Here is a 12,478-nt window from a genome sequence, read left to right on the forward strand (position 1 = left end):
GTCCTCCTGTGGAGATGTCCCCCTTACGATACCGTAAGTTACGGTCTTGTTAGACCACTGAGGAACGCGACGAATACGACAGTTTTACAGCGGAGTTGCGATGAGTCGCACCGTTTCGGGCAGGTGGGTCAGCTCTTCGAGGGCCTCGCGGCCCAGGCCGGCAGATATGTCGGTGAGCACGTAGCCGACCTCGTCCACGGTGGCCAGAATCTGAGCGTCGACGTTTGCCTCGGAGGAAGCAAAAATCTGGTTGACGCGCGCCATGACACCAGGGACGTTGCGGTGAATGAGGCGCACGCGGTACCGCGAACGCTTGCCGGGGGTCATCGTCAGGTTCGGCAGGTTCACGCTCATATCGGTGGAGCCGCTTGCCTGGTATTCGCCGATCTTCGCGGCCACGAAGCGACCAATGTCGTACTGGGCCTCCTCGGTGGATCCGCCGATGTGCGGGGTGAGGATGACGTTGTCGAGGGTGGCTAGGGGCGAGGCAAACGGATCGCCGTTGGCGCGCGGTTCCTCGGGAAACACGTCGATGGCAGCGCCGCCGAGGTGTCCGGACACGAGCGCGGCGTGCAGGGCCTCCACGTCGACGACGTGCCCGCGCGAGAGGTTGATGAACAGGGCGCCCGGCTTCATGAGTTCAAACTCGGTGCGCCCAATCAGGTTCGTGTTGGATTCCTGGCCGTCGACGTGCACGGAGATGATGTCCGCCTCGCGCAGCACCGCTTCCATGGTGGGCATCTGCGTGGCGTTGCCCAGGGCCAGGCGCTCGGCGGCGTCGTAGAAGATGACGTTGAGGCCCATGGCCTCGGCCAGGACGGACAGCTGGGTTCCGATGTTGCCGTAGCCGATGATGCCAAGCGTGTGACCGCGTACCTCGTGCGCGCCATCGGCGCTCTTGTCCCACACGCCCCGGTGCAGGCGCGAGTTCTTCACGGTCACGCGGCGCGACAGGTCGATGATCTCGCCGATGGCGAGTTCGACGACGGAACGCGTGTTGGAGTAGGGGGCATTGAACACGGCGATGCCCATGTCGGTGGCGGTGGACAGGTCGATCTGGTTGGTGCCGATGCAAAAAGCCCCGATGGCCTTCAGGTTTGGGCGTGCGCGCAGGACCCGTTCGGTGACCTCGGTTTTGGAGCGAACGCCTAGGTAGTCCACGCCGTCGAGGGCGTCGATCAGGTTATCTTCGGACAGAGCACCTTTCACGCGGGTGACCTCGATACCGAACTTCGCGAAGATCTCGTCAGCGATGGGGTGTGAGTTTTCCAGTAGCAGTGCGCGTGTCATGCTTCCATCATGGCAGATGGGAGCCAAGCCGGCGTGGGCGCGTCACTGTGTGGTCTGCCGCTACCACTCTTCCATGCCCGCGGGCAGAGGACTGGCGTGGACGACGTGGACGTCGTGGGTGGCGCGCGTGAGGGCGACGAAGAGGTCGCCGGTGCCGTCGCTCAAGATTTCGTTGGGTTCGACCAGAACGACAGAATCGAACTCGAGACCCTTGGATGCGTTGGCGGACAGAAAGGCNGATCCTCGTCAAGGATGCGCCGGTGGCCGTCGACGCGGTCGCCTCGGCGACGGGCGTGCGTCTGAAGGTCGCGGTGCTCAAGGGCTGGTCGAACTACGCGTGCCTGCACAAGCTGGACGGCGGGTACCCCACGGAGGGCACCTTGTTCGAAGACCGGGACATCGGAGCAGGACCCACGGGCGAGCTCGGCGAGGAAATTCTGCGTATCCGCGACTGGATCAGCGAGACCACGACGGGGGACCGCGATGATCTGGTTCCCGGCGTGTCGGACCGCGCCTGGCACCACGCGTCGGTCGCGAAGCCCGAGTGCTTGGGCAAGCACTGCCCGCTCATCGACGAGTGCTTCGCGCAGGCCGCGCGCCTGGAGGCCGCCGAGGCCGACGTGGTCGTCACGAACCACTCCCTGTTCGGTATCAACGCGTGCAGGGAGGGCGAGCTTTTCGGCGAGTACGATGCCGTCGTCATCGACGAGGCCCACGAGCTGGCCGACCGCGTGCGCTCCCAGGCGGCCGCCGACCTGACGGTGGGGCGCGTGAGCCGCGTGGCGCGCTCCCTGCGCTCGAATCTGTCGATCGACTCCACGGACTTGGACGAGGCCGGGGCTGGGCTGGGCGCAGCGATGGCACCTGTGCAGGAGGGACTCCTGGAGTACCGCCCCTCTGCGCTCGTGGACGCGATGACGGTCCTGGATGATGCGGCTCGTCGCGCAAGTACTGAGGTGGGCAAAGCGCAGGGGGATGGAGCCGCAAAACAGCTGGCACGAGCAGCCATCGATGAGCTGATTGGTGCGCTGGATGCGTGGGGACGCGACCCCGATCAGTCGATTGCCTACATCACCAGGGATGATGCCGATAACGCCCGCCTGACGGTGGGACCCCTCGACGTGTCCGGGGCGATCGGCGGGGTCGGCATCGGTGAGCGCGGCGCGATTTTGACTTCCGCAACCCTGGCTCTGGGTGGCAGCTTCGACTACATGGCCCAAGCCACGGGCATGGCCCTGACGGGCGTGCCGTGGCACGGCATCGACGTGGGGTCGCCCTTTGACCACGCCCGTCAGGGTATCCGCTACGTGGCGAGGCACCTTCCTCCGCCGGGACGCGACGGCCCCTCGGAGCAACTACTGGACGAACTCGTTGAGCTCGCCCAGGCCTCGGGGGGCGGGGTCCTGGCGCTNCGCTGACCTCCAGCTTGTCATTGATAACTCGCAGGATTGCGCGGTGCCGATCGGTGATTGGACGGTCGGTCATGGGGTCCTCCTGTGTGGGCGGATGCAGATGTGCATGGGTGGTTGTCCACTGGTGATGTCAAGTTTAAGCCGAAAACGCGCGAGTATGAAACATATGTTCGAGTGTGCCTCGACATTGCTGCCCGCGCATGCTATCGTACAGGTGTTCGACGAACATGTGTTCGATCAGTCGTTCTGGAGGTTGCCATGAGTCTTTCCTACGCTGCCACGTCCACCGTTTCCTTCCCCGCGCGTCGCTCATCGAAGCGGCCTGTGACGGATGCGCCCCTAGCGACGGTGAGAGACATTTCCACCGCTCCTTCCGCGCGCCGACGCGTCGAAGCCCAGCGCGCGGATGACCCCTCCTTCCTTCGTGCACCTGTGGCACCTCGTCGCGTGGTGCGTGCCTCCCGTCGTACCCTTGTGGTGGGGGTCCTCGCCACGATCGCTCTGTCGGTGGGGGCAGGGGCCCTGGGATTGGCCCTTCAGCCCGCAGCGTACGATGGGCCAACAGTCATTAAGGCGGCGGTTAGTGGGGACTCCGTCTGGTCGCTCGCACAGTCTGTTCGAAGCGAGCGACCGCTCGAGGACATTGTTGCGGACATTGAGCGCCTCAACGACATTGACGGTGCTCTTCAGCCTGGACAGCGCATCGTTGTGCCCGTTCGATAGCGGTGGCGGATGGGACTCTTGTGACAAGGGTGGACTTCAACGTGTACCGTTGAAGGGTGCACTGCCCTTTCTGTCATAACCCTGATTCGCGCGTCGTCGATACGCGCATCGCCGACGACGGTGCGTCGATTCGGCGCCGTCGCGAGTGCACGCACTGTAAGAAGCGTTTTACGACCTTGGAGACATCGTCCTTTCAGGTCGTCAAGCGCTCGGGCGTCGTCGAATCTTTCTCCCGCAATAAGGTTGTCTCCGGCGTGAAAAAGGCATGCCAAGGCAGGCCGGTCTCCGACGACCAGCTCGCGATTCTCGCCCAGCAAGTGGAAGAGAAGTTGCGTTCGACCGGCGTATCAAACGTATCGACCAACGAAGTCGGTAAGGCGATCCTGCCCTTCCTGCGCGACCTGGATGTCATCGCCTACCTGCGTTTTGCGTCCGTGTACCGGGCCTTCGACACGCTCGAAGATTTCGAAGAAGCAATTCGTGCTCTGCGCGAACGCTCCCAGGGCGTCGTTTCTCGAACCCAGGAAGAACCGGGCGAGGAGCCTGTCGCCCCGAAGAAGGCTCGCAAGGCGCGCGCGAACCGCAGGCGGCCAACCGTTGGCCCAACCCTGCTTGGAGACCAGTAGCATCCGCGTCCACAAAGGATACGGGAGGAATCGTCCAAGCGATAACGCTGGTCCTACTTGTTACCCTTCGTGAAACGCTCACTCGTATGCGTCGCGAGTTTGCGCACGGCAGCCGTTGCCTCGCTGGATGCTTCCGACGCGGCCACGCGGACCCCGGCGACCTTCTCAGACACGGATTCGCGGGCCCCCGCCACGGCCTCGGACACCGCTTCGCGGGCCCCCGCCACGGCCTCGGAAGTCGCTCCGCGAGCCCCCACGATCTGCTCGCGTACCCGCTTGCGCATGACTTTGCCCAGCTGAGAGCGAGGTAGCTCCGTCATAACGACGAGCTGTCGGGGCAGGGCGTAGTGCGCTAAAGACTTTTCTGCCCACTGGCGTAGGTCGGTGAGCGTGATGGACGCGCCCGACTCGAGAACGACGGCTGCGACGACGTCCTCGCCGCTCTCGCCAGCCGGGACACCCACGGCAGCAACATCGGCGATACCCGGCATCGAGCGCACGGCCTCTTCTACCTGCGAGGGATACACGTTGAAACCGGAGGAGTTGATCATCTCCTTGCGCCGGTCTGCCATGTAGATGAAACCGTCGCGCACCTGGACCAGGTCACCCGTGCGCAGCCATCCGTCGGCTGTGAAGACCTCCGCGGTCTCATCGTCTTGGTTCCAGTAGCCGGAGAATACCTGTGGGCCGCGCGCGATGAGTTCTCCGACCGCTCCCTCCTCGACGTCGCGCCCGGGATCCTCGGAGTCGACGATGCGCACCTGCGTGGAGGGGAAGGGGATACCCAGCGCCCCTCGAGCCCTCGAGGACGCCAGGGGTGAGCCGAGGAGGATCGGGGAGGCCTCGGTCATACCGTAGCCCTCGATCATGAGGCCACCGGTCGCCTCCTCCCACTTCTGGGCCAGCGGTGCAGACAGGGGCATAGCGCCCGACAGTGAGAAGTGGATGGAGGACAGGTCCACGTCCGTGCCCTCGGCAGCAGTCAAGAGCCGCTCATACATCGGGGGCACGCCAAGGAAAAAAGTGCAGGGCAGTCGGCGCTGCGCGGCCAAGACCAGGGCGGTGTCGAACTTCGGGAACATGGCGACGGTCGCACCCAGGCGCAGGCCTGCCAGGAAACCGATCGTGAAGCCGAAGGCGTGGAACAGAGGCAGGATGCAGTAGAAAACCTCGGCACCCTCGTGGAGGACGGGCACCCACGCGATGGATTCCTCGACGTNGCGTCGATCAGGTTATCTTCGGACAGAGCACCTTTCACGCGGGTGACCTCGATACCGAACTTCGCGAAGATCTCGTCAGCGATGGGGTGTGAGTTTTCCAGTAGCAGTGCGCGTGTCATGCTTCCATCATGGCAGATGGGAGCCAAGCCGGCGTGGGCGCGTCACTGTGTGGTCTGCCGCTACCACTCTTCCATGCCCGCGGGCAGAGGACTGGCGTGGACGACGTGGACGTCGTGGGTGGCGCGCGTGAGGGCGACGAAGAGGTCGCCGGTGCCGTCGCTCAAGATTTCGTTGGGTTCGACCAGAACGACAGAATCGAACTCGAGACCCTTGGATGCGTTGGCGGACAGAAAGGCGACACGCTCGGATAGCGCGCTCTCGCCGTTCGCATCGGCTCCCCACGCGCGGGCGCGCTGCGTGCCGACGATGATGGCGATGCGGCCCAGCGACGCTCCGGCTTCGCGATCGAGGCGTTCCTCAGCAATTCGCTGGGCGTCGCGTGCGGCCTGCCACAGAGGGTCGGCCTGCGGGGACGAGGCCGTGGCGGCCTCGGGTACATCCACGTGGGTCACCCGGTAGCATCCTTCCACGTCGCGCACGGCAGTCATCGGATAGAGGACGGGTGCTCCGGCGCGAGCCACCACTGCCTCTGCTAGAGCGGTGAGCGTGGCGGGGGTCCGGTACGACACAGTAAGGGCGTACTCGGCAGCAAAGGCGCGTGCTGCGGGGCCCAGGGCCTTCTCCCACGATGCGGGCCGCTTGGAGCCCCGGCGCTGATCGAGGTCACCGACGACCGTGAAAGAACGCGACGGGCAGCGGCGCAGGAGAGCGCGCCACGCCATAGCAGACAGCTCCTGCGCCTCATCGACCACGATGTGGCCGTAGGCCCACGTGCGATCCTTCGCTGCGCGCTCAGACAGAGGAACCAACGCTTCCTGCGCTGCGCTGCGCTCGGCGAGCATCTGAGCTGTCACGATTCCGCCGCCCAGGTTTTGCCCCTCGATTGCGGCGCGCGCCCTCTCAATCGCGTCGGCGTCTGAATCCCGGGAGGGAGCTGAGGCGGGAGGCATGGGGCCCAGCAATTCCTCGCACTCATCCAGGATCGGCACATCCGACACCGTCCAGGGCGCGCAGCGTGGCCGCACGAGGAGCGCTAGCTCGTCGGGGCGAAGGGGAGACTTCGCACGCCTATTCGCTGCCGCAAGAACTTCCGGCTTGGCGTAGAGCCTGCGCAGTAGCGTCTGCGCGCTCGTCGGCATCCACGCCGTGTTGATCGCGCGGCGGCAATCCACCGAATCGCGGATTTCGATCAGCCACGAACGTTTAATATCGGGATCAACGTTCCCATTCGAGTCCGCGTCGCCTGCCTCACGCGCCAAGCGCAGTGCTAAGACATCCATAAGCTCACGCGCGAACGATTCGCGCGCCACGTTGTGTGGCCGCCCCGTGCGCTTGGCGCGGCGACGGGCGCCTTCGACGTCCGCGCGCGTCAGCGTGACCGTCCGGTTCCATACGCGCAGTTTCTGGTCCTCCTTGGGGACTTTCGCCAGCGCCCGAACCGCCTCCTTGACGAGTGCCGCCCACGCTGGCAGTCCCTTGATTCGAGCCACGGCCTCGTCCTCGCTGACCCGGGCGTGCACGCCGGGCACCAGATCGCCCATCGTCACCGACACGACGCCCGTTTCACCCAGCGAGGGCAGCACCTGCTCGATGTAGCGCAAAAACAGGCGCGAGGGCCCCACCAACAGCACGCCGGATCGTTCCAAGCGCTCGCGGTGGGCGTAGAGGAGGTAGGCGATGCGGTGCAGGGCAACGGCTGTCTTGCCGGTTCCAGGGCCTCCCTGGACGACGAGGAGGCCCTTATCGGACGCGCGGATAATACGGTCCTGCTCGGACTGGATGGTGGCGACGATGTCGCCCATGTGCCCGTCGCGCGCCTCGCTGAGAGCGTGCATGAGCGCTCCCTCGCCCTGCAGCTCTAGTCCCTGCGCGGCAGAAGCATCGAGAAGTTCATCCTCCAGCCCCGTCACGCGCCGATCACGCGTCGAAATGTGGCGGCGACGCACAACGCCCTCAGGCTTGGCCGACGTCGCCTGGTAAAAGGGGCGCGCCGCCGGGGCACGCCAGTCGACGAGCAGGGGAGTGCCATCCTCGTGGGACAAAGACAGTCGACCCACGTGACGCGTCGAGGAATCCGTCATGTCAAGGCGACCAAAGACGAGGCGCTCCTCGACACCCTCCAAGCGTGCGGCCATCTCCCCCAGGTGCGCGGAGAGAGCCTCTCGCTCCGTCCATGCCTGAGCGTTCCCAACCCCGTGCGTCGAATGGATACGTCCCTGACGCTCCCGGTAAGAGGCGCGCAGCGCGTCCAAGCGCGCGTACGCGCTGTCGACAAAGTCCTGTTCAGGCAACGGAAGGTCCGTGCGTGGCTCCTGATGCGCGCCCGTCGTCATACGTCCTCCTCGTTGTTGGTGGCTTTCTATTGTTCCTCACTTTTGGTCGCTGCGCTGCGATCAGTCACTACGAGACGAGGTAACTTCGCCGCAAGCTCAAAACGTGTCCCCACGTGACGAGTTGGGCATCTCGCGGGTACGTTAGCATGATGGAGAAGGTTGAGGATGAGGAGGAGACGTGAGCATCACCGCGACTGACCTTTACGAGGATGGGCCTGCAGCAGGCGCGAAGGCTAAAATCCTCCTCATTCACTTCGACGGAGCGATTGACGCCGGCGGTGCCGGGCGCATGGCCATCGGTCAGATGTTGCGCTCACTGCACAATGAGCGCGTCGCAACCTTCGACGCGGACACCCTCATGGACTACCGTTCCCACCGTCCCATCGTGACGGTCGAGGACTGGGTCTCCTCCCCGGACATGGTGATGCCCCAGACTGTCCTCGACCTGGTTGAGGATGACATGGGCAACCCGATCCTGGTCCTTCACGGCGCGGAGCCTGACTCTCATTGGGAGTCCTTCACGGAGGCGATCAACGACATCTGCGAGCGTGCGGGCGTTGAGATCACTTTCTCGCTGCACGGAGTACCCTCCGGTGTACCCCACACGCGCCCTACTCCCGTGCACGTGCAGGCCACCGACGCGTCGCTGCTGCCGACCAGTGGCCCCAAGATCACGAATCACATGCAATTCCCCGCGCCGCTGTCCACCTTCGTGCAGATTCGCATGGGGCAGCGAGGCATCGGTGGACTCGCGCTGTTGGGAGCGGTCCCCTATTACATGGCGGACACCGGCTACCCGGCGGCTTCTTCCGCCCTGCTCACTTCCCTCGCCAAATTCGCGGACCTCTCTTTGCCTGTGGGTGACCTCGAACAGGGGGCCGCTCAGGATCAGGAGAGCATCGAGAAGCTCGTTGAGGGTAGCCCCGAAATCTCCCACACAGTGAGCGCCCTCGAAGAACACTTTGACGCCTGGAACGGAGGCGACGGAGCGATTCCGCTGCCCGGCATGGGGCAATCTGCCACTACGCGGGGAGAAGAAAAGGGTGCTAAGGACATTGGCGATGTTATCGAGGCCTACCTGGCCCAGGTCTCGCGCGCCAAGGAGGAAGAGACCCAGTCCATCCAACGCGCCCCCCGTGTCGACGGCCAGCAGCCAGCGGCCAAGCCCGATACCCTCGAAGACGTACTTGCCCGCCTTGAGGCGCGCCGCAACGGACGCAATCCAGGACCCTCTGCGCCGCGTCACCGCGCTTAAGCGGCGAGGCTACCCCGCAGCATTGACGCTCGAGAAGGGAACGCTCCCAAAGGGAGTGCCGGGACCCTTGTCACGAGCAGGTGCGCACGCGCCGGTGGGGCGGCCCTGTCACGGAGAAGCCGGATAGCCGACCTGCTCATCCATCAGGGGCGGGCAGCCCGCCACCCACCGCTTCAGCTCCGTCGGTCTGGTGATGCGCGCAGGGAGCGCGAGCGTGCGCAGTGCACGATCGATGTTGTCCGCATCCACCACACTGTCTGCGCAAGCAACGGCGACCACGTTGCCACGCCGACCGCCGCGCCCCACCTTCGGATCCTGGATGGTAGCCACGAAGGGAAAGACCTCCTGCAGGGCGGCCACATCTTGGCGAGCATTGGCCGGCCCACCGTGCGCGCAGTTGACCAGGCAGACGCCCGAGGGAGAGAGCACTCGGCGAACCTGGTGGGCAAACTCCACCGTGCGCAGATGCCCCGGCGTCACCCCGGCCGCAAACGCGTCGCGCACGATCACGTCGAAAGTCCCTTCTCGCGTGCTCTCGAGAACCACACGCCCATCGCCCACGCGGATTCTTACCTGCGGTGCCTTCGGGATAGGGAAGTACTGGCGCACCCGCGCGGCGAGTGTCCCATCGATCTCCACCGCGACGTGACGCGACTGAGGGTATTGCCCGGACCACGCGCACGCCAGCGCGCACGCTGCACCTCCCACGTGAAGCGCGCGAAAGCGGCGCAGGTTCCCCAGCCAGGAGTGCACGATAACGCTCATGTGCTGCATGTACTCGAACTCCAAGTACGTCGGGTCTGACGTGTCCACCGCCGAGGATTCCACTCCGTCCAGGAAGAGAGTTGCGCGCGGACCATCCCAGCGAATGCGCGCGGAGCTGAAATCCGTTTCGAAGGAGATGTCGCGTGACGACGATGAGCGTGCCATGGTGGACACTGTAACCGTGAGATGGGGCATCGGCGTCAGGAGGTGACATGTCAAACGCTCCCAGGGATGCGCGCGCCAAACGCGATTGGGGATCGGACGATACAGCCACGCCGATCCTGCACGTGGACATGGACTCTTTTTTCGCTCAGGTTGAGATGCGCGAGGACCCCAGTCTGATTGGTCGCCCCATCGTCGTCGGTGGAACCTCCGGCCGAGGAGTCGTCACTTCCGCAACCTACGAGGCACGCGCCCTCGGCGTGCGCGCAGGCATGCCCACGTCACGCGCCCGCGCGCTGTGCCCTGCGGCCGCGTTCATCCCCGGCAACCACTCCCTCTACCGGCACTACTCTCAGCAGGTCATGGAGATCCTCGCCACCATAACGCCGGTGCTCGAACAGGTCTCCATCGACGAGGCTTTCCTCGACGTGTCGGGAGCCAGACGTCGCCTCGGCCCACCCACTCGCATCGCCCGCATCATCCGTGCCCGTATTCGGGAAAGCGTCGGCCTGCCCGCGTCCGTAGGCATCGCCGCCACCAAATCGGTGGCGAAAATTGCCTCCTCACATGCAAAGCCCGACGGCCTGCTCCTCATCCCGCAGGACGCGACGGTGGAATTCCTGCACGGCCTGCCCGTCGGAGCACTATGGGGGGTCGGCGGTCGCACCGGCTCCATCCTCGATCGTGAAGGGATCGATACGATCGGTGACCTCGCTCATGCCCCCGTCGCGCGCCTGTCCAAGCTTCTCGGCGTCGCCTCAGCCCACCATCTCCATGACCTAGCGTGGGGCATCGACCCCCGAACGGTCACAACCTCCCGACCTGAGAAGTCCGTCGGCATGGAACGAACTTTCGAGGATGACGTGCGCTCGCGGTCTCAGATTGAGGAGTTCATTCTGGCTGCCTCCCACGACTGTGCGCGACGCCTGCGTGCCGGGGATGTCGTCGGGTGGAGCGTCGGTATCAAGATGCGCGGTGCGGACTTCCACACGATCACGCGCAGCATGAGCCTGGTCGCCCCCACCGACACTGGGCGTGACATAGCCCGCGCCGCCCAATCGCTGTTTGCCCGTGAGGACATGCCCATCGGGGGAGTGCGCCTCTTCGGTGTGCGTGTCGAGGGACTCCAGTCGCGTGCGGGGGGTGTCGCCGTCACACTGGACCGTGACGAGCGCCCCGCAGCCTCCGAACGTGTGATGGATCAGATTCGTTCCAAGTTCGGTGCGGGTGCTCTGGCTCCCGCAACTCTTCTCGGCAAGACACTGCCCGGCAGGCGTTCCTCGGGCATAGATGCAGCCGGGAGTGTTGATGGAACGCGCGTGGCCGGTGTCTCGGACAGGCGCGCGAGCGGCTCGCGAACCGGTGAAGGCGAGCAGGGGACTCTCCTGTGAGCTGGTTCGTCTCCCGTGGGAGGCACACGCTAAGCTTGGGCAGTAGTCGTCCGAAAGGGGCATGCAATGGCTCTCACTGAGTATGAGAAGAAGGTCCTTGAGCAGATGGAGGCGTCTTTGCGCGAGGAAGACCCCGCGCTCGCCTCGCACATGTCTACCTCCGCTCCCGAGAAGGATGCTGAACCCGCTCGAGGCCCCCGCGCCCCTCGACGCATCGCGCTCGGTTTTGGTGGGGCGGTCCTTGGTATGGTTGTCCTCGTTGGCGCTGTGTCCCTCGGCTATTCGCTCGTGTCGATCCTGCTGGGGGTCGTTGGCTTCGCACTTACTGTCGGCGGCATCCTCTACGCGCTTTCCAGGCCGAGTTCGGCGCTTTCTGACGAGGCCGGGGTTCGACCCAGGCAGAAGAAGGACAAAGAGAAAGAGACCGGTGGCTGGGATTCTTTCATTCAGGATCAGGAGCGCCGCTGGGATGATCGAAAGAACGATGACTGACCTGACTGACTGCCGGGTTGGGGGCGGGGGTGCGCGTGGGCGCGCCCCCGCTTCGCTGTCCGTGAGGGCATGATCTGACCTCCCTGCCGTGCTTCCCACGGGTTCGGCACCGGGTTCCACGGGGTTTCCCGCTCCCTCCCCACGGCGCTCCCCACCGTGCCTCACGGGGTTTCCCGCTCTCTTCCCTGTCGCGAGGGGGGAATTGCGTCAATAGGGACGCGACACGCCGGCGACACGCCGCAGCGATGCGTCTAATGGTGCAAAACCCCCATCCGCCCCGGGCGCGCTCCATGGCCCGCTCCACAATCCTCCCCACGGCGCTCCCCACCGTGCCCCACGGGGTTTCCCGCTCTCCTCCCCACCGTGCTCCCCACCGGACTCCACGGCGCTCCCCACTTTCCTCCCCACCGTACCTCACGGGGTTTCCCGCTCTCTTCCCTGTCGCGAGGGGGGAATTGCACCAATAGGGACGCGACACGCCGGCGACACGCCGTAGCGATGCGTCTAATGGTGCAAAACCCCCATCCGCACCGGGCGGGCCTCATGGCCCGCTCCACAATCCTCCCCACGGCGCTCCCCACCGTGCCCCACGGGGTTTCCCGCTCTCTTCCCTGTCGCGAGGGGGGAATTGCACCAATAGGGACGCGACACGCCGGCGACACGCCGCAGCGATGCGTCTAATGGTGCAA

General features: G+C 65.0%; 8 protein-coding genes and 3 pseudogenes. 6 read left to right on the top strand and 5 right to left on the bottom strand.

Annotation, left to right across the window (positions count from 1 at the left end):
• Positions 1-84: 84 nt before the first annotated feature.
• Positions 85-1,290, bottom strand: coding sequence for a phosphoglycerate dehydrogenase (gene serA / locus BQ7477_RS07820; protein WP_073983456.1), 1,206 nt, complete (start codon positions 1,288-1,290; stop codon positions 85-87).
• Between the two features lie 60 nt (positions 1,291-1,350).
• Positions 1,351-1,527: pseudogene (locus tag BQ7477_RS07825) on the bottom strand (ATP-binding domain-containing protein); the annotation flags it as partial.
• Between BQ7477_RS07825 and BQ7477_RS07830 the strand changes: the two are divergent.
• The 3 genes and pseudogenes from BQ7477_RS07830 to nrdR all read left to right on the top strand — a co-directional run.
• Positions 1,521-2,699, top strand: a pseudogene (locus tag BQ7477_RS07830) (ATP-dependent DNA helicase); the annotation flags it as partial. The pseudogenes BQ7477_RS07825 and BQ7477_RS07830 overlap by 7 nt on opposite strands.
• Positions 2,700-2,960: 261 nt before the next feature.
• Complete coding sequence (locus BQ7477_RS07840; protein ID WP_073983453.1) at positions 2,961-3,425, top strand: LysM peptidoglycan-binding domain-containing protein; 465 nt, start codon at positions 2,961-2,963, stop codon at positions 3,423-3,425.
• A 56-nt stretch (positions 3,426-3,481) separates the two neighbouring features.
• Entirely contained in the window at positions 3,482-4,051 is a 570-nt protein-coding gene (nrdR, locus tag BQ7477_RS07845; protein WP_073983454.1) for a transcriptional regulator NrdR, read from the top strand.
• 53 nt (positions 4,052-4,104) lie between these two features.
• Here the strand turns inward: nrdR and BQ7477_RS07850 are convergent.
• Together BQ7477_RS07850 and BQ7477_RS07855 are read right to left on the bottom strand one after the other, a co-directional pair.
• Positions 4,105-5,268: pseudogene (locus BQ7477_RS07850) on the bottom strand (AMP-binding protein); the annotation flags it as partial.
• 182 nt (positions 5,269-5,450) lie between these two features.
• Positions 5,451-7,724: a HelD family protein gene (locus BQ7477_RS07855; protein WP_073983457.1), complete on the bottom strand. Its 2,274-nt coding sequence runs from the start codon at positions 7,722-7,724 to the stop codon at positions 5,451-5,453.
• Positions 7,725-7,902: 178 nt separating this feature from the next.
• Here BQ7477_RS07855 and BQ7477_RS07860 point away from each other — a divergent pair, with 178 nt between their 5' ends.
• A complete protein-coding gene (locus tag BQ7477_RS07860; protein WP_073983458.1) occupies positions 7,903-8,979 on the top strand; it encodes a PAC2 family protein in 1,077 nt (358 codons plus the stop codon).
• Between the two features lie 108 nt (positions 8,980-9,087).
• Here BQ7477_RS07860 and BQ7477_RS07865 read toward each other — a convergent pair whose 3' ends face one another.
• Positions 9,088-9,909: a spermidine synthase gene (locus BQ7477_RS07865; RefSeq protein WP_073983575.1), complete on the bottom strand. Its 822-nt coding sequence runs from the start codon at positions 9,907-9,909 to the stop codon at positions 9,088-9,090.
• 47 nt (positions 9,910-9,956) lie between these two features.
• Between BQ7477_RS07865 and dinB the strand changes: the two genes are divergently transcribed.
• Positions 9,957-11,297 (top strand): DNA polymerase IV, encoded by a 1,341-nt coding sequence (gene dinB / locus BQ7477_RS07870; RefSeq protein ID WP_073983459.1) that lies wholly within the window; start codon positions 9,957-9,959, stop codon positions 11,295-11,297.
• Positions 11,298-11,363: 66 nt separating this feature from the next.
• The gene (locus BQ7477_RS07875) at positions 11,364-11,789 is read left to right on the top strand and encodes a DUF3040 domain-containing protein (RefSeq protein ID WP_073983460.1); all 426 of its coding nucleotides are present in this window, start codon (positions 11,364-11,366) and stop codon (positions 11,787-11,789) included.
• The last annotated feature ends 689 nt before the right edge of the window (positions 11,790-12,478 follow it).

The sequence above is a fragment of the Actinomyces bouchesdurhonensis genome, from assembly GCF_900128465.1.
In the GTDB taxonomy this organism is placed as follows: domain Bacteria; phylum Actinomycetota; class Actinomycetes; order Actinomycetales; family Actinomycetaceae; genus Pauljensenia; species Pauljensenia bouchesdurhonensis.

Coding starts and splice junctions, on each gene's coding strand:
- BQ7477_RS07875 (WP_073983460.1), top strand. CDS start 11,364: ATGGCTCTCACTGAGTATGAGAAGAAGGTCCTTGAGCAGATGGAGGCG.
- BQ7477_RS07865 (WP_073983575.1), bottom strand. CDS start 9,909: ATGGCACGCTCATCGTCGTCACGCGACATCTCCTTCGAAACGGATTTC.
- dinB (WP_073983459.1), top strand. CDS start 9,957: ATGTCAAACGCTCCCAGGGATGCGCGCGCCAAACGCGATTGGGGATCG.
- BQ7477_RS07855 (WP_073983457.1), bottom strand. CDS start 7,724: ATGACGACGGGCGCGCATCAGGAGCCACGCACGGACCTTCCGTTGCCT.
- serA (WP_073983456.1), bottom strand. CDS start 1,290: ATGACACGCGCACTGCTACTGGAAAACTCACACCCCATCGCTGACGAG.
- BQ7477_RS07840 (WP_073983453.1), top strand. CDS start 2,961: ATGAGTCTTTCCTACGCTGCCACGTCCACCGTTTCCTTCCCCGCGCGT.